This window comes from Enterobacter sp. kpr-6, assembly GCF_900116015.1.
Taxonomy (GTDB): Bacteria; Pseudomonadota; Gammaproteobacteria; order Enterobacterales; family Enterobacteriaceae; genus Enterobacter_D.
In genome coordinates this window covers 40,592-58,257 of record NZ_FOYH01000011.1, presented here as the reverse complement: position 1 = coordinate 58,257, position 17,666 = coordinate 40,592, and the positions used below count along the sequence as shown (strand labels likewise).

Annotated in this window: 13 protein-coding genes; 4 read left to right on the top strand and 9 right to left on the bottom strand. The window is 57.8% G+C overall.

The genetic code is table 11. The features are described from left to right. Window positions 1-5: 5 nt before the first annotated feature. The 9 genes from BM373_RS19340 to BM373_RS19300 all read right to left on the bottom strand — a co-directional run bounded on the left by BM373_RS19340 (window position 6) and on the right by BM373_RS19300 (window position 12,415). Window positions 6-1,532 (bottom strand): HPr family phosphocarrier protein, encoded by a 1,527-nt coding sequence (locus BM373_RS19340; protein WP_090465206.1) that lies wholly within the window; start codon window positions 1,530-1,532, stop codon window positions 6-8. Window positions 1,533-1,547: 15 nt separating this feature from the next. Continuing rightward, entirely contained in the window at window positions 1,548-4,133 is a 2,586-nt protein-coding gene (locus BM373_RS19335) for a glycoside hydrolase family 38 N-terminal domain-containing protein (protein ID WP_090465203.1), read from the bottom strand. Between the two features lie 86 nt (window positions 4,134-4,219). Continuing rightward, window positions 4,220-5,335, bottom strand: a complete 1,116-nt coding sequence (locus tag BM373_RS19330) for a PTS fructose transporter subunit IIC (RefSeq protein ID WP_090465200.1) — start codon at window positions 5,333-5,335, stop codon at window positions 4,220-4,222. Beyond that, on the bottom strand, window positions 5,328-5,642 hold the full coding sequence (locus BM373_RS19325) for a PTS fructose transporter subunit IIB (RefSeq protein ID WP_090465197.1): 315 nt from the start codon (window positions 5,640-5,642) through the stop codon (window positions 5,328-5,330). Before BM373_RS19325 ends, BM373_RS19330 begins: the two co-directional genes overlap by 8 nt. After that, entirely contained in the window at window positions 5,624-6,094 is a 471-nt protein-coding gene (locus BM373_RS19320; RefSeq protein WP_090465194.1) for a hypothetical protein, read from the bottom strand. Before BM373_RS19320 ends, BM373_RS19325 begins: the two co-directional genes overlap by 19 nt. Before the next feature lie 181 nt (window positions 6,095-6,275). Further along, window positions 6,276-7,538 (bottom strand): MFS transporter, encoded by a 1,263-nt coding sequence (locus BM373_RS19315; protein WP_090465191.1) that lies wholly within the window; start codon window positions 7,536-7,538, stop codon window positions 6,276-6,278. Between the two features lie 42 nt (window positions 7,539-7,580). Continuing rightward, complete coding sequence (locus tag BM373_RS19310) at window positions 7,581-9,704, bottom strand: alpha-galactosidase (RefSeq protein WP_090465189.1); 2,124 nt, start codon at window positions 9,702-9,704, stop codon at window positions 7,581-7,583. 112 nt (window positions 9,705-9,816) lie between these two features. Then, window positions 9,817-10,812 (bottom strand): LacI family DNA-binding transcriptional regulator, encoded by a 996-nt coding sequence (locus BM373_RS19305; RefSeq protein WP_090465187.1) that lies wholly within the window; start codon window positions 10,810-10,812, stop codon window positions 9,817-9,819. A gap of 205 nt (window positions 10,813-11,017) precedes the next feature. Continuing rightward, the gene (locus tag BM373_RS19300; RefSeq protein ID WP_090465184.1) at window positions 11,018-12,415 is read right to left on the bottom strand and encodes a carbohydrate porin; all 1,398 of its coding nucleotides are present in this window, start codon (window positions 12,413-12,415) and stop codon (window positions 11,018-11,020) included. Between the two features lie 544 nt (window positions 12,416-12,959). On the opposite strand from BM373_RS19300, the gene BM373_RS19295 reads away from it, so the two are divergent. From BM373_RS19295 to BM373_RS19280, 4 genes are read left to right on the top strand one after another with little or no spacing between them, the layout of a single operon-like run. Beyond that, window positions 12,960-13,406: a PTS fructose transporter subunit IIA gene (locus tag BM373_RS19295; RefSeq protein ID WP_090465182.1), complete on the top strand. Its 447-nt coding sequence runs from the start codon at window positions 12,960-12,962 to the stop codon at window positions 13,404-13,406. Between the two features lie 10 nt (window positions 13,407-13,416). Beyond that, window positions 13,417-14,862, top strand: a complete 1,446-nt coding sequence (locus BM373_RS19290; protein ID WP_090465178.1) for a PTS fructose-like transporter subunit IIBC — start codon at window positions 13,417-13,419, stop codon at window positions 14,860-14,862. Next, the gene (locus BM373_RS19285; protein WP_090465176.1) at window positions 14,852-15,913 is read left to right on the top strand and encodes an aminopeptidase; all 1,062 of its coding nucleotides are present in this window, start codon (window positions 14,852-14,854) and stop codon (window positions 15,911-15,913) included. The genes BM373_RS19290 and BM373_RS19285 overlap by 11 nt, the downstream gene beginning before the upstream one ends. An 8-nt stretch (window positions 15,914-15,921) precedes the next feature. Continuing rightward, window positions 15,922-17,640, top strand: a complete 1,719-nt coding sequence (locus tag BM373_RS19280; protein ID WP_090465173.1) for a putative frv operon regulatory protein — start codon at window positions 15,922-15,924, stop codon at window positions 17,638-17,640. The last annotated feature ends 26 nt before the right edge of the window (window positions 17,641-17,666 follow it).

Here is a 17,666-nt window from a genome sequence, read left to right as displayed (position 1 = left end):
CCGTTTCAGAGTCCGAGTTCCGCACTCAGCATGGCCACCATCGCCTCCGGCGTGGCGACGGTCATCAGTTGCTGGCGGAAGGATTCGTGCATCAACTTTCGCGCCAGCGCCGAAAAGATGCGCATGTGCCTGTCCGCTTCGTGCTCGCTGATGGTCAGCATAATGATCAACTGCACATCCACATCGCCGCCCCAGGCGACCGGCTCCGTCAGGCGCATCACGGAAATACTACTGTGCGTAATCGCCGGGGATTTGCAGTGCGGGATCGCCACCGAAAACCCAAGCGCGGTGGTAAACACCTCTTCGCGCTGCCAGATGGCCCGCTCGGCATCATCACCGTTTAACACGCGCTGCTGAATGTGGAGGTTGTCGGTCAGCCGTTTGATGGCCTCGCTTTTATCGACGGGGGAGGCGTCGAGCAGCACCAGCGCGGGGGCAATGGCGGGCTTATCGTCAGCCATTACCGCGGTGGTCATGCGCTGCTGTTTTTGCTGCTCAAGGGTAAACCAGCGGTTAGCCTGGCTGTCCGGGGTGATAACCAGCACGCCGCAGCGCGCGTCCAGCATCAGGGCGTCGCCCTCGTTTATCTGCTCAAACCCTTGCACCAAGCAGAGTAAAGGAATGCCCAGCGCCCGCGCCAGGATCACCGTGTGGGAGGTTTCCGCCCCCTCGCCCATCACGATGCCCTGCAACCCGGCGCTGCGTAGGGCGAGAAGCTGTCCCGGCGTGACGCGCCCGTGGCAGACGATGATGGGATCCTGCGTCAGCACCGGCAGCGTGATGCGCGACGTCAGACACGCCGCCAGCCGCAGACCGAGATCTTCAATATCCAGTTCGCGCTGGCGCAGATAGTCGCTGCCGCTGTCACGAAACGGCAGGCGCAACTCATCAACGGCACAGGCCAGCGCCGCCAGCGTGTTGCGGGCCTCGCGCGGGGCGCAGAGAATTTCCTCCACCGCTTCATCCCCTAAAAGCTGGCTTTGCGCATCCAGAATGCTCGCTGCCTCGCCCGTGGCGCGCCCGGCTTCGTCGTCTAACTGCTGGCGAACGCGTTGCAGCGCCGCCTGTAAAAGCGGGATCTCCACGTCACCTGCGGGTTCTGCCTGGGCCAGCGCGTGCAGATCAAATGGTGTCAGTTGCACGGCGATCCCCTGCGCCAGGCCCGGACTGACGCCGTTACCGCGCACGTACTGCGAGGTGGTGCGGGCTAGAAACACCGGCAGCGCGTGGTTCGTCGTCTCCTGCTGCGCGAGCGGCGCGTCGCTCTCGTTGAATTCGTCGGTAATAAACGGCGCAAGCGCCGCGTGCGCCTGCGCCTCATCCGGTCCTTCAATCTGGAGCAGACACTCATCCCCCAGGGTCACGTCGGCGCTTACCAGCGCCAGCACGCTTTTGGCGCTGGCCTCGCGGGATTTAGTGACGTTGATCAACGTGATAGCGGAATGAAACGCCGCCGCGCGCGTCTCCAGCGCGCTGGCGGGCCGGGCGTGAATGCCGTTCGGCAACTGACAGCGAAATGAAATCGTAAGCATAAGGTGTTCGTCCTTTTAATAATCCATCCGCCAGGAAAGCGGCGTACCGGGCGCAACGGTGTCACTGAGCGCATCGACGGGCGTTTCCGCCAGCGTCACGGGCTGTGCGGCGGTGTTCACGTCTGGCGTCACGCAGGGCAGCGGCGTCAGGCCCGGATTCCAGCCGCGCAGTATCAGCGCGTTGCCGTTCTGCGCCTTTTTGAGGGTGCTGAAGTGCAGCGCACAGTCCCATGCCAGCACGCTGTAATGATCGGCAAAGCGCAGGCCGTGCGGGTTGGTGCGAAAGCGCGACCAGCCAGAGTCCAGATAACCGCTGGCGGGCGTGCGCCAGTGTTCCACCGCGCGCCAGAAACCGGCGCTTTGCCCTTCCGCCATCGGCAACACAGCCAGATGGAAATGGTGCTGACCCGGAATTTGCGACTCCGGCGAAGGCAGAACCATCCCGGAGGCGCGTCCCGGTCGCCACGGCAGATCCGGCAGCCCAAGCCAGCCGACGCTGCGCAACAGCGTGACCGCAATCACCCCGGTTTGCGCCGCCGGGATCTCATATTCCCGCAGCCCTTCCGTGACCGCGCACAGCCCACGCGTGGCGTTATGCAGCATCACGAGGCTTTGCATCGGCCACAGCGACGCGGGCGCTTCCGTCCAGTTCTCCGCCTGCCAGTGTTGCAGGGCAGCCGGGCGATTTTCCCGCTGGATCAGGCCAAACGGCTGATCGGCAAAATGGAACGCCTGCTCAATGCCGACCGGGATTTCCACCTGCAAACGGTGATCGCGCAGGGTGTTATTGACGTCGATTTCAACGTCCAGCCACGGGCGGTCGTGCGGTAACCGGATGGTCATCGCGACCTCAAGCAGCCCGTTGCACTCATGCGCCTGACGCGCCGCGGCATCAACGGGTGCCGGGATGCGCCAGTGCAGGGTGAGCGTGTCGTTGAGCGTCGCCCGCACGCAGTGCGATTTCGTCAGGCAGCCGTCGCTGGTGATCTGCCAGTCCTGTGCGGGCGGGGAGTAGTTGTAGTTGTCCCCGGCGTCGCCGCCGTCCACCAGCCGTAAAATATGCGGGTAGCGCTGCTGGCTGCGTTTATCGGTGAGGGTAAGCTGCCCGTCCTCCAGTTCCAGCCGCAGCCAGGCGTTTTCCAGCGCGTCGGTATCCTGGGTCTGATGGGCAAATCCGGCGGGCTGCCCTTCCTGGAGAGAGAAAGTGCGATAGCCGCAGGCGGGGAGCGCCGCCGCCTCCAGCAAAATCTCGCACTTGCGATACCAGGTGGTGGTGGTGCTGTTGGACAGCTCCTGCACGATGGTCGACATATCCTGCGGCGTCTCACGCAGCAACTGCCAGCGGCACGGGTTTCCGGCGTCGTCGACAATGCGGAAATCGGCGTGCGGCGTGTAGAGCGTCAGCGTTACCTGCGCGTCACGCACGTGCGGCAACGGGTTGAACAGAATGATTTTTTTACCGTCCTGGCGGGCGCTGATGCCCTCCGCCAGCATTTTCATGTTCAGATCGAACAGCTGCCGGGCGCTCTCCAGCCCGTCGGTGAGCCGCGCTTTGACCATGCTGTTGACGCGATCGGCATTGCAGCCGCCGATGCTGTCGTGGGCGTGGGATTTCATCGCCTCGCGCCAGATGTTTTCCACCGCCTGCTGCGGATACGGCAGGCCAAGGCGCATGTTCACTGCCAGCAGCGGTTCCAGCGTCTGGCTGACGAACTGCTCAAGGCGCGCGTTCAGGAGTTTTATGTCGATGCGCGTGGAGAAAATCCCGCGATGGATGCGCATATATTTCGGGCTGAGTAACTCGCCGCTAAACGTCGGCAACGGCGTTTTCGTGGCCCGCAGCGCGGCGAAAAAGGCGCTAAAGTCGCTGCGCTGAAAACGGTAATCCTGCTGGCGTTCGTTTAACGCATCGAGCATCGCCGGGACGCCGTACTCAAACGGCGACTGATCGTTGCCGTTCGGCAAGAGCAGTTCATCAGTGAGTGAAAAACGCGCCTGCTTTTGCAGAATGGCGGGCAGGACGTCCATGGCCTTGTCAGCGTCCGTGGGCAGCCATTTCGCGCAGCCGTAACCCCACGGCAGCACCGCCGTGGTGACCGCGCGACCGCCCTGCGCCACCCAGTCGAACTCGCTGCTGGCGACATCGTACTCACACCAGCCGCGCCAGATCACCGCGCAATCTATGCCAAATTCACGCAAAAAGAGCGGCAGCTGCGCGCTTTGCCCGAAGGAATCCGGTACATAGCCGACCGGCATCGTGCCGCCCCACGTGTCGCAGTCGGCTTTACCGAGCAGCAAATTGCGGGCGATGGACTCCGCACCGACCACTAAAAAATCGGTCTGCGTATACCAGGGGCCGATAAGAATGCGGCCTTCGTGGATAAGTCGCTGCACGCGTTCGCGCTCGTCGGGTGCCACGCGCATAAAATCCTCCAGCACCACCGTTTGCCCGTCGAGGATAAAGGGGCCGAGTGTGGTGTCCTGCTCCAGACGCGTGAGCAAATCCTGCATGAAATAATAAAGTACGACCCGCGAATCGTTCTCGGTGAAATACCATTCCCGATCCCAGTGGGTGTGCTGAATCAAATGTACGGTTTTCATTCCTGCCTCTTTGCTTAAATTCAGGATGCGTAAATCCCCAGGCTTAAATAAGCCTGTGATTTCTCCGTCGATGATGAATAACGCGCTTAGCGCCCGACTTTAAATTTCGGCGCTACCGCAGCGGGTTTATTTTCATTCGGCACATCGCCACGAAAGACCAGTAACGATCCAAAGGCAATAATGGCCGAACCGGTGGCAATGGAAAGCACGTAAATAAGCCAGTTATCCACTGCAAGCCAGCCGTAAAAGCCTGAGATCGGCGCGTGGTTGACTGCGCCCAGGCCTACCGCCATCGCTGCACCGACTGCGGAACCGAGTACGTTAATGACGATGATTTTTGGATTCGACAGCGCAAAGGGGATCGCCCCTTCGGAGACGCCAATCAGCCCCATCAGGGTGGAGGCTTTACCCGCTTCGCGCAGGGATTCCGGGAAGCGTTTTGCCCACAGCAGCGTCGCCACGCCAAGGCCAATCGGCGGAACGATGATCGCCACCTGCGCGGCGGTGTTGGGGTCGTAAATCCCGGAGGCCAGCAGCGCCATCGCAGTGGTGACCGCCGCCTTGTTGACCGGGCCGCCAAGGTCAAAGCCCACCATGCCGCCAACCACCGCTGCGAGGATGACTTTGTTCGCGCCGGACATCGACATCAGCCAGCTTTCCATGCCGTGATTGAGCGCCGCCAGCGGCGTGCCGATGATAAACGCCATCACCAGACAGGTCAGCAGCGTGCCGCCGACGGGCAGGATGAAAATCGGCCCGGCAGAAGCCAGCGCTTTCGGCAGTTTGATGTGGGTAGCGAGGGCACGCACGATGTAACCGGCGACAAATCCCGCCGCCAGCGCGCCCAGAAAGCCGGTGCCGAGGTTGCTGGCGAGTAATCCGCCGACCATGCCCGGTGCCAGGCCGGGTTTGTTGGCAATCGCAAAGCTGATGTACCCGGCAACAACCGGCAGCATCAGCGACAGCGCCATACCGCCAAAGCCATCAAATTTGTGCAGCAGTTGCACCACGACGCTTGCGGCCTGCGCGTGGCTGCCGTCCCAGATGTTATCAATGCCATACATCGATGCGCCGATACGCGCGATGCCCATCAGCACCGCCCCGGCGATGACAAAGGGCAGCATCCATGACACGCCGGTCATGATCGCATTTTTGATTTCCGTGCCCGCAGAAGGGCCGCTCCCGCCTTTGAACTTAGCCATTTGCTATCTCCTGTTCGATGGCTTCAAACACCGCGTCGCCAAATTTAATGGGATCGGCGACGCTGCACTCCAGTTTCACCATGCCGTCGAAGCGCTCCCGGTTGGTCACCGCCACATCGGTGGCCAGAATCACCGCATCGGCACGCGCCAGATCCTCAGCGGTGATTTCGTTTTCCACGCCCATGCTGCCCTGGGTTTCCACTTTGATTTCATGACCGCGCTGTTTGCCGGTCATTTCGAGGGCTTCCGCTGCCATATAGGTATGAGCCACGCCTGTCGGACAGGCCGCTACGCAAACAATAAACATATCAACTCCTTAGAAGGGCATTTTTTAGCAATAAAAAAAGCACAATGGCGTGAGCGCATTGTGCTTTCAGAGAAAACAGAGATTGAAGATGCGGCGTCATCCAGCTCACCACTGGCGTGGTGGCACGCTCTGAGCTGATGCAGGCTGGAGATGCGGCATAAGAACGCCAGTTCGTAACGCTTACGGCTGTGCAGCCGGGTGGAATGGGCGGCGCGGCGGCGGGCTTTTACAGGCTTTGTCGGGCGATAAACGGAGACACAAAGTTTTCTGGCGCTGCACCAGACCTGCGCCCAGTTCAGGAACGCATCTTCATCAGATTCAAACGAGGCATCGTCTTCGAGGGCATTTATGGAGGTGAACCAGCAAATATTATTCAGCAGCGTCCTGATCCTACCGTCAATCGACAGTAAGAATGCGGTGCTGATGAAATAATATCGGGCGATATAGGCCATAGCTGCTCCTGAATATGACAGGCGGAGTATAGGCCAGCGAAAAAATATCGAATGTGATGGTACACGCACTTATGGCGTTGACTATTAGCCGCAGGAATTTCTTTATTCTTTTCAGACAACACGTAATTAAAGACACGAGAACAAAACTCCCCACAAATTGTGTGGGGAGCGGTGACTCTTTTTATATTGCCTGCGGTTTTTCAATCGGCGCAGTTACGCGATTATTGGTCAGGGTGAAGGCCGAAATAACCGTTACCGACAGCACTAAACAGCCCAGAATGAGATAGGTGTCCTGGAAGCCGATGCGGTCATACATATTTCCGGCGAAGGCGGAGAGGAAAATCGCCGCCAGTTGTTTGGCAAAGTTAAAACCAATCAGATAAATGGTGGCAGACAGCCGGGTGTCGAAGACGCCGGTGATGTATTTGAACGCGCCCACCAGCAGGAACGGCACTTCCAGCGCGTGCAGCATTTTCAGCGCCACCACTTCCACCACCGTGGTGGCGAAAGCAGAGCCGATGATGCGCGTCGCCATGATCGTCCCGGCAATCAGCAGGGTGTTTTTCGCACCGATGCGGTTGATGATCCATGGCGAGCAGAACATGATCACCGCGTTGCATAACTCTCCGGCGGTAGTGGCAAACCCAAAGGCCTGCGTGCCCGCCTGCGGGGTGGCGAAGAAGGATTTAAAGAAGGTCGCAAACTGTTGGTCGAACACGTCGTAAACGCACGCCACGCCGATAACGTAGAGCACGAACATCCACATTCTGCGCTGGCGGAACAGGTTGAACACCATTTTGCTGGTGATTTGCGGCGAGTTTGCGCCCAGCGCGTTCATCACCTGCGCGGTCTGGTTCGCCTGCGGGCGGGAAACGAGCAGCAGCACCATTAAAATCAGCGCCGCGCCTGACCCCATCCAGAACACCCATGCCGGGTTGATGCTGAACAGCATCCCGGCGGTCGAGGCGCACAGTCCCCAGCCAAGGCAGCCAAACATGCGCGCTTTGCCGTATTCGAAAAAGTTGTTACGGCTGACGCGCTCGATATACGCCTCAATCGCCCCGGAACCCGCCGAGAAAACAAAGCCGATATATAACCCGCCGCTGAGCGCGCCAAGCCAGATGCTTACTTTCAGCAGCGGCGCGAACACGTACAGGAAGAAGGGCGCAAACAGAAACAGCATGATAGCGATGATCCACAGCAGATGTTTCTTCAACCCGAGTTTATCGGAGATCACCCCCAGCACCGGCTGGAAGGCGATAGCCGACAGCGAAATGCAGGAGAAGACGATCCCGGTATCGGTCTTGCTCAGGCCGATGATATCCGACAGCCATATCGGCAGAAACGGATAGCAGGTCGCCATAATGAAAAAGTAGAGAAAAAAGAACGAGCCGAAAATCCAGAAGTTAGGGTTATTTTTATGGGTACAGGCAGTTGTGTTCATTGTGTTTTCCTCAGTAAGGGCCGTCTGCGCGGCCCGTCGCCACTACACGCGTTCAAAGCCAATCAGAATGGCGCTTTCCGGGTCGAGCACCGGCAGGCTCATCCCCGCCTGCATTAACCAGGCACCGCTGACCGTTTGCGTCCCGGTCATCCACGCGGGTAACTTGCGCATGGTGTGCCCGCCCTCGCCCGTAAGCTGAATGTTGGGGTGATCCAGAAGGGTGGTGCGGTAGCGGGCGCTGGCCTCCAGTCCCGGCACGCGCAACGGCGGCATCAGGCTGTAATCCGGCATCGCAAGCTGGCTGACGCTAAACAGCGCCTGCCGCTTATCCTGGCTCACCACGCCCTGAACCTGGGTGGTGGCATCGGGCATATCGACCCGCCACTGGGTGCCGGAATGGATCACCTCACGCCACTGTTTGTAGAGCGCGGCGTAATGCCGGTAGCCTTCCCGCTCGCCCGCGTCGGCATTGGTGGGGTCCAGTTCCAGCCCCATGTGCCCGAACAGCGCCGTCAGTCCGCGAAACGCAATGCTGTGCTGGCGGAACGTGGCGTGGCAGTGGCGATTGCCGATGTGCGCGCCCATTACTTCCGGCGGGAAGAAATAGCTCATCCCGCGCTGGATAGCGTTGCGCTCCAGCGCGTCGTTATTATCCGACGGCCAGAAACGGTGGCAGCGCGTCAGCACGCCGTAATCTATACGCCCGCCGCCGGAGGCGCAGGACTCAAATTCCACATCGGGGAAACGGGTGCGCAGCGTATCGAGCAGGCGATAGTACTGGCGGGTTTGCGCATCGGCGGCGGCTTTGCCGTTATGCCCCGGCTGCACCAGTTCGCGGTTCATATCCCATTTCACATAATCAATATCGTGCTCGCCGAGCAGCCAGCTCATGCGCTCCAGCAGATAATCAAATGCCGCCGGAATGTTCAGGTTGAGCACCAGCTGGTGCCGTCCGGTGGCCTGCGGATAGTCCGGCAGCGCCAGCACCCACTCCGGGTGCGCGCGGTAGAGGTCGGAATTTGGGTTGATCATTTCCGGCTCCACCCAGATGCCAAACTCCATACCCTGGTTTTTAACGTGATCGATAACCGGCTTCAGGCCGTCCGGGTATTTTTGCGTGTCGAGATACCAGTCGCCGAGCGCCGCGCGATCGTCATTGCGCCCCTTAAACCAGCCATCATCAATGATAAAACGCTCGACGCCGAGCGCCGCCGCGTCCTCAGCCATCTGCATAATATAAGCCGGGGAGTGGTTGAAATAGATGCCCTCCCAGGTGTTGAGGTGCACCGGGCGCGGCTTATTTTCCGGGAAGCGGATCACCAGCTCGCGCAGGAAACGGTGGTACTGCTGGCTCATGCCGTTAAGCCCGTTTGCGGAGTGGCTGGCGTAGAGCCACGGCGTCCACAGCGTTTCGCCCTCGCCCAGCGCCATTTCGCCCGGCAGATAGAGCGCCTCCGCCTGCATGTAGCGGCGTCCGTCGGTCTTCACTTCGCAACGCATCCGGTGGTTGCCGCTCCAGCCCAGGTGCGCCCCCCACACGTCGCCCTGCATTTCGCTAAAGCCGGTACTGCCTGCGATCAGCGCCGGAAAATGCTCGTGCGAGCTGCGCCCCCGGCGGCTTTCCAGCACGAAACTGTCGTGGGTCAGCGCCACGCGGTGCGGCTGAAATTCACGGGTCCAGCGCCCGTGAAAGGCCATCACCTCCTGCGCCCGTTCCGCCACCGGCAGCGTGACCGCCAGCCGATCCACCTGCCAGGCCCCTGCCCGCACATTGGTCAGACCGTGACGAATTTTCAGCACGCCGGACGCGTCGAGGCTGATTTCACTCTGCAAACGCAGTCCGGCGCGGGTGTCTTCGCTGAGGAGGGTCAGCGAGCCATCGTGCTGCTCACAGTGAACGGTGGTGAAGACCGGAGAACCATCGAGGCCGCTGCGGTGCCCTTCAATGCCCGGCGAACCAAACAGACCGTGACCCGGTTCAGCCATCAGCGTCACGGGCGCATCGACATCCAGTTTGCCGTTGGCAACCGGGCGTTCGAGAGTGGCGACATCCTGCGGCGAAAAATCACTAAGATGCGCGCCCCAGTAGAGAATTTCGGCGAACGGGTGGGTTTTGATTATCACATCCACAGTGGCGCTTTGCAGGCGCACGCAGGTCGTTTCCATTGAGCATCTCCTCATAAGTGATGCTTCAATGGTTGATCCGAAACGTTTCGGATGCCAACCAAAACGTTTCGGAAATGTGATCGTGCGAGGAATTTAAGTTTAAGAGATGAACTCAGGCGGTCGCGCCTGGCGTAAATTCAGGCTGCCACAGCACCTGCAAGGTGGCGAGATCGTCGCCCGCAATCAGCCGTCGCACCATGTCGGCAATTTGCCGGCCCACGCCCTGACGGGTGGACTGGATCACCGCCGCAACGTCAACATCAACAATGCTGTCGGCGGGCAATCCGTCATACACGATCAGCGCCACGCGGTTATCGCCGGTGAGTTTGCCCGCGTGCGCCAGCGCCATCGCCGCGCCGTCGCCGTGGGTATTGCAGTCAGTGATAATCGCCGTCGGCGGTTCGGGCAGGGAAAGTAATTCCAGAGTGGCGTTGTAGCCCGCCCGGCGTGACGGCGGCATGGCGCGCAGCCATTCGTGGGATAATCCGCTCTCATTCAGGGCGTTGAGGTAGCCGTTGCGCCGCTGGGTGATAAACGCCTGGGTGTTGTTTTCCGCCAGCATCGCAATGCGCCAATGGCCCTGGGCGATGAGATGGCGCGTGGCGCGGTAGGTGCCTGCGTGATTATCAAAATCAAACCAGGCGTAAGGCTCGCTTAACTGGCTGCGGCCCAGTGCCAGAAAGGGAAAACGCGCGGCCTGAAGCTGCTCCAGGCGCGGATCGTTATCCAGGGTGTGCGCGACAATCAGCGCATCCACCCGGCGGCTTTGCACCATGCGCATGTAGCTGTGTTTGTCGGCTAAATCGTCATCAGCAATTAGCAGCAGGTCGATTTCATGCGTTGCAAGTTGATGGCTGATTTCACCGACCATATCCATAAACACGCTGTTATTGAGCGGCACCGGATGCACCGGGAACACCAGCCCTACCGCGTCGATTTTGCCCATCTTCAGGCGACGGGCGAAGGTGTTAGGGCGGTATCCCCGACGCTGCGCCTCCGCTTCCACCCGCGCGCGCGTTTCCTGCGACACGTCGTCATACCCGTTTAAGGCACGGCTCACCGTGGTAACGGAAAGTCCCAGTTCTTTGGCGATGGCTTTTAACGACATAATTTTCCGTGTCAGAAACAAAAGGTGGCCTTAGTGTCACCCAAGGCTCGCGGGGGGTAAAGCCTGATAAATATTATTTACTTTGCGTTTATCTACCCACCGCGTCCAGCTACCCGGTCCTCCGCTTCTTTCATTTTTAGCTCCTTAACGTTGTAGGGAAATAAAAAACGCCTGGCGAGCAGGCGTTTGAAATTAGCGTTACGAATTAGAAGTAATATTTGAAGCGCAGACGGGCACCGTAGCGATCGTCGTCATCGCCATCCTGGTTACGGGCCGCTTGATCGCTATCCAGCATTGAATAGTACGCACCCAGGAAGATATCGAAGTTCTTCATATCCATGACGTTCGGGATCTGATAAGACGCGTGAATGGTATGAATATCGTAGGTGCCTTCATCACGAATAAAGCAGCCGTTGTCGCACACGACGCCTGCAAAATCGTCCACTTTGTTATGTGCGTAGATATAGCCCACTTCAAAGCGTTTCCACAAAATGTTCGCCGCAGCCGTAAAGTCCTGCTCGTTATCGGCATCCATGTAGGCGGTGTTCACGTTAACCACCACGCCATTATCCGGATCGGTTTTCAGGCCGTCCCAGGTCATGGTCAGACCGTAACCGGTACGGTTCGACTGATCGACAAAATTACCGTTGGCATCGGTGTAACCATAGGCGTTATTAACGACGTTGGTTTCCATTGCCGCCGCGACGGAGAACTCATCCTGCGACCAGGCGATAACCGGACGCAGATAGGCGACGTTCTTTTGCTGTTCCATATCACGGCCATGATAGCCGCCTTCGTTAAACAGCGATGTGCCGTCTTCCAGCAGGGAGTTCAACTCGAAATACCAGTTATCGATCTGTTTGCTGACGAGGAAGTTACCGCCCGCATCGGAACGGCCACGGCCTTCTTTCATCATATAGATGTAGCCGCTACCGTCGTCATACAGATCGTTCGCGGTGTTACCGGAGTGCTCAACAAAGGTATCCTGATTCAGCGGGAACATGTCGTAGGCTTCGAAACGACCCACTTTCACCGCCCAGTCATCTTTCTGACCAAAGAAGAACATGGCGTCATCAAGGTCCATAGAACCTGACATATCAGCCAGCGGCTCGGCGCGGAAGCCCGCGAAATAACCATTTTCTAATGTACGATTGCCTTCAAAGCCCAGCTTGATGCGACCATTCAAATCCCATTGTTCATTAGTCGGGTCGTTATCCAGACTGGCATTGGTCATCGCCAGTAAGCCATGTTTACTTTCGGCATCCATGTTGAATTCAACATCACCATAGATTTTCAGATCGCCATACCCGGCCAGAGATAATGCGGGTGACGTGGCGTTTTTACGAATTTCTTCTTTCGAGGCTTCCACCGCCTCTACACGAATATTACCCTGTGCCGCTTTAATTTCCTGAATTTCAGCCGCCTGTTGAGTCTTCAACTGTTGAACCTGACTTTCCGCTACCGCCGCGCGATTTTCCGCAGCAATAAGGCGTGATTCAAGCTGTTGCAGACGCTGTTCAATTGAGGCATTACTGGTTTTCGCCCACCCAGAGGTCGCCGTTACCGATAATCCTATTGCCACTGCCAGGATTGTTTTCTTCATTATTACATTCCTTGAAATAAAGTAGGGGCTGGCATTGCCGAAGCAATTCCGTCATCTCAATTCATATTCACGATGTATTTTATATATTTTATTTATTGATTAACTGAGTCCCTGATACCCTTGAAATTTTTCAATTACCCAGTTCAAACCCATCAATACAGGTGCAAAAAAATATTATCTGCCCTTTCCTGTGATGTAAACGCTTACAAAAGCAGGTTCGTGAGCGAGATAACATAAGCATTAAATTAAAGTTCATTATATTTTTGAATTTATTTATTCGTATAAATCACATGAATAAAATAGCGTTATTTAAAATCACGGTGAATATAAAACACATCACTGGCAATTATTGAAATAATTAACCCCACGCATTTTTCTTTTATTAATAGAAATAGTTTTCTCATGCGTCGTCGCCGAAATGTGGGCGAGCCCGCAAAATCGCGCTATCGCTGGCAGGAATCTGTCACCGATTCTGGACATATCCGCGCTCAAATCGCCTCCCGCGCCCGCGTACACTCAGGGAAAATCATCAAGGAGTGAACTCATGGCAGAACTGACACCGGACTGCATCAATCTCAACATCAGCGGCAACAGCGCCTATTCGGTGCTGAAAAATCTGGCGGATATGGCCGAAAAGCGCGGCTTCGTCAGCGATCGCGGCGCGTTTTTACACACCCTGCTGCTGCGCGAAAAACTCCACTCCACCGGCTTTGGCGCGGGTATCGCCGTTCCGCACGGCAAAAGTGCCTGCGTGAAACAGCCGTTTATCCTCTTTGCCCGCAAAGCCGATGGCGTGGACTGGAAAGCCAGCGACGACGAAGCGGTTAACTGCTGGATTTGCATCGGCGTGCCGCAGGCGGGTGAGGATGAGCAGGTCAAAATGATCGGCACGTTATGCCGCAGGCTTATCCACGCTGATTTTGTCAGCCAGCTTAAACAGGGCGACATGAGCCAGATCCTCACGTTGCTTAACCACACACTGACTCAATAAGGAGCGCGCCATGAAGGATGCATTACGTCTGGTCGCCATCACCAACTGCCCGGCGGGGATCGCCCACACCTATATGGTGGCGGAAGCGCTGGAGCAGAAAGCCCGCGCCCTCGGCCACACTATTCAGGTGGAAACACAGGGATCGAGCGGCGTGGAAAATCGTCTCAGCGATGAGGCCATTGCCGCTGCGGATTACGTTGTTCTCGCCACCGGGCGCGGCCTGAGTGCGGAAGACAAAGCGCGGTTTGCGGGCAAGAAGGTGTATCAAATTGCCATTTCCCAGGCGCTGAAAAATATCGATCAGATTTTCACCGACCTGCCGACGCACTCTCAGCTTTTTGCTGCCGACAGCGCGGTGAAGCTCGGCAACCAGGAAGTGCAATCAGGCAGCGTGATGAGTCACCTGATGGCGGGCGTCTCTGCCGCGCTGCCGTTTGTGATCGGCGGCGGTATTCTGGTCGCCATTGCCAATATGCTGGTGCAGCTCGGCCTGCCCTATACCGACATGTCGAAAGGCGCGCCGTCATTTACCTGGGTGGTGGAGTCCATCGGCTATCTCGGCTTCACTTTCATGATCCCGGTGATGGGCGCGTATATCGCCTGGTCGATTGCCGATAAACCCGCTTTTGCCCCGGCGTTTCTGGTCTGTTATCTCGCCAACGATAAAGGGCTGCTCGGCACGCAATCCGGCGCGGGCTTCCTCGGCGCGGTAGTGCTGGGGCTGGCAATCGGCTATTTCGTGCTCTGGTTTCGCAAACTCAAACTCGGCAAAGCGCTCCAGCCGCTGCTCGGCTCTATGCTGATCCCCTTTGTCACGCTGCTGGTTTTCGGGGTGCTGACGTACTACGTGGTCGGTCCGGTGATGTCGGACCTCATGGGCGGCCTGCTGCATTTTCTGAACACCATTCCGCCCTCCATGAAGCTCGGCGCGGCGTTCCTCGTCGGCGCAATGCTGGCTTTCGATATGGGCGGGCCAATCAACAAAACCGCATGGTTCTTCTGCTTTTCACTTCTCGAAAAACACATCTATGACTGGTACGCGATTGTGGGTGTGGTCGCGCTGATGCCGCCCGTCGCGGCGGGGATTGCGACCTATCTTGCACCGAAGCTGTTCACCGCCCAGGAAAAAGCCGCCGCCAGTAGCGCGATTGTGGTCGGTGCGACCGTCGCCACCGAACCGGCTATCCCCTATGCGCTGGCCGCCCCGCTGCCGATGATTACCGCCAACATCCTCTCCGGCGGCATTACCGGAATGCTGGTCATCGCTTTTGGCATCAAACGTCTTGCCCCGGGATTGGGTATCTTCGACCCGCTGATCGGCCTGATGTCACCCGTCGGCGCGTTCTATCTGGTGCTGGGTATCGGCCTGACATTGAATATCGCGTTGATTATCTTACTGAAAGGATGGTGGCTTAAGCATAAAGCCGCGAAAACGGAGTTAGCCCATGAACACTGAGTTACTGAAAACACTGTGCGATGCCAGCGCCGTCAGCGGCGACGAACACGAAGTGCGCCAGATGCTGACGCAGCAGTTAAAAAGCCATGCGGATGAAATCGATTTTGACGGACTGGGCAGTTTTATCGCCCGCAAGGGCAGCCAGGGGCCAAAAATCGCCGTGGTCGGGCACATGGATGAAGTGGGCTTTATGGTCACGCACATCAGTGAGCAGGGTTTTATCCGCTTCGACACCATCGGCGGCTGGTGGAGCCAGTCGATGCTCAACCATCGTGTCAACGTACGTACCCGTGGCGGCGAGAAAATCCCCGGTGTGATCGGCTCTATCGCCCCCCACGCACTCAGTGAAAAGCAAAAGCAGCAGCCGCTGGCGTTTGACGAGATGTTTATTGATATCGGCGCAAACAGCCGCGATGAGGTACTCCAGCGTGGCATTGATATTGGCGATTTTGTCAGCCCGGAGGCGAATTTTGCCCTGTGGGGCGAAGACAAAGTGGTCGGTAAAGCGCTGGATAATCGCGTCGGCTGCGCATTAATGGCCGAACTTTTCGCCACTGTCGATAACCCGGCCATTACGCTCTACGGCGTCGGCAGCGTGGAAGAAGAAGTGGGGCTGCGCGGGGCGCAAACCTCGGCGGAAAAAATCAAACCGGACGTGGTGATCGTGCTCGACACCGCTGTAGCAGGCGACGTGCCGGGCATTGATAGCGTCAAATACCCGCTCAAACTGGGTAACGGCCCGGCAATGATGCTTTTCGACAAGCGCTATTTTCCCAATCAGAAACTGGTGAAGGCGGTGAAAGAGAGCGCCGCGCGCAGCGAAGCGCCGTTGCAGTGCTGCACCATGAAAACCGGGGCCACCGATGGCGGGCGCTATAACGTGATGGGCGGCGGGCGTCCGGTGGTGGCGCTTTGTTTGCCGACGCGGTATCTGCACGCCAACAGCGGCATGATCTCAACAAAGGACTATGACGCCGCGCTTGCCCTGGTGCGCGATCTGCTTCTGTCTCTGGATGCCGACAGCGTGCGCGCGCTGGCGGATTTTCACTAAGGAATCTTATGCTTAACGAACGCCAGCTGGCCCTGCTGGAAACTCTGGAAAACCAGCCGCAGACGCTGGCGGAACTGGCACGGCTGGCAGACGTTTCACCGCGCACAATCCTGCGCGATCTCGACTATCTGAACTTTACCCTCAGTGGCAGGGCGCGGCTGTTCACCACCGTTAATGCCACCTGGCAACTGGATATTCTCGATCGTAAAAGCTATTTCCGGCTTTTGCAGCGCCATGACAACGACGACCGCCTGCTGGTGTTATTGCTGCAAAACGCCTTTACCACCCGCATTCAACTGGCCGATGCGCTAAACATGCCAGAAACCTGGGTCGCGGATAAGCTGGCGCGCCTGAAACAGCGCTACGGGAAGGGATTTACTCTCGCCGGTCGCCCCGGTGCGGGCTATTTTATTGACGAACCGGAGATGAAACGGATCGTCATTCTCGCCAATTTACTGAAAAAAGACCCCGATCTGCTGCCATCCTGCGGCAAATCTGTCGCCACGCCGCTGGCCGCCTACCCCGCGATCCCCGGTGACTATCTGGCAAGCCTGATCCGGGCGGTGTATGTCCTGCGTAATCGTCTGGAACCCTCCGTACCCGTGGCGGTGGATGAAGCGCTGAAAATTTGCGTCGAGGAAATGGATATCTACCTTAGCCCGCAGGCGCTGCAAACCCTGACAACGCTTCTTGATGCCCTGCAACAGCGGGCAAATTTACTGACGCCCGCGCGGATCGTGGCCCTGCTGGAGCAGGTACGCGATAAACATCCGCCGGCCATTATCGACCCGCCGTTGATTAACGATCTGACCGGGCATCTGATCCGCTGCGCCGCCACCCCGGTATGGCTGGCCGAAAGCCGCCAGAGCAGCCTGAATAATCTGAAGGCCGCCTGGCCCGCCGCGTTTGATATGAGCATTCGTTTTATTGCCCTGCTGCGTGAGCAACTGAACGTCCCGGTGTTCGACAGTGATTTAATCGGCTTGTATTTCGCCTGTAGCCTGGAACGCAACCAGACCGAGCGCCAGCCGGTTATTTTGCTGTCCGACCAGAATGCGATTGCCACCATCAATAAAATGGCGATTGAGCGCGACGTACTGAACTGCCGGGTGATGGTGGCGCATAACCTGAGTGAACTGACGGCGATGATGGAGGCCTTTTCTCCGGCGTGCATCATTAATAACAGCCATTTCCGCCTGGATGAGGCGCTCAAAAATACGCTGACGATTAAAAACATTATTACGCCCGCCGGGATCGGGCAGATTAAAGATGTTGTGGAATCGGTCTTTATCCGGCAAAACCCTGGCAAGCTGTTCCCGGCGACCGGCAGTTTTCACTACGCCAATCAGCCATCGCAGTGCTGGGATACGGTGATGCTGGCGGTGTGTGAACAGTTAAAAGCAATGCAGCATCTGAGCGCGGAAGAAGCGGTGAATCTTTGTCAGCGTGAGCGCGAAGGAGAGAATTTAATCGTCAACCGTGTGGCGATCCCTCACTGCTGGAGTGAGCGTCCTTCGGCTTTTCGGGGATTTTTCGTGACGCTGGCCCATCCCATGACGGTCAATGACGAGCCGGTTTCACACATGCTGATTGCCTGCGCCAGTTCAGCATCACGGCAGGAATTGAAAATATTCAGTTATCTCGCCAGCGTGCTGCATCGCTATCCTGCGGAGAAGATCGCGGCGCTGCGTGGCTATGATGATTTTATGGCGTTACTGCGGGAGTGAGGCGGGAAGCCTGTCCCTGCCTGAAA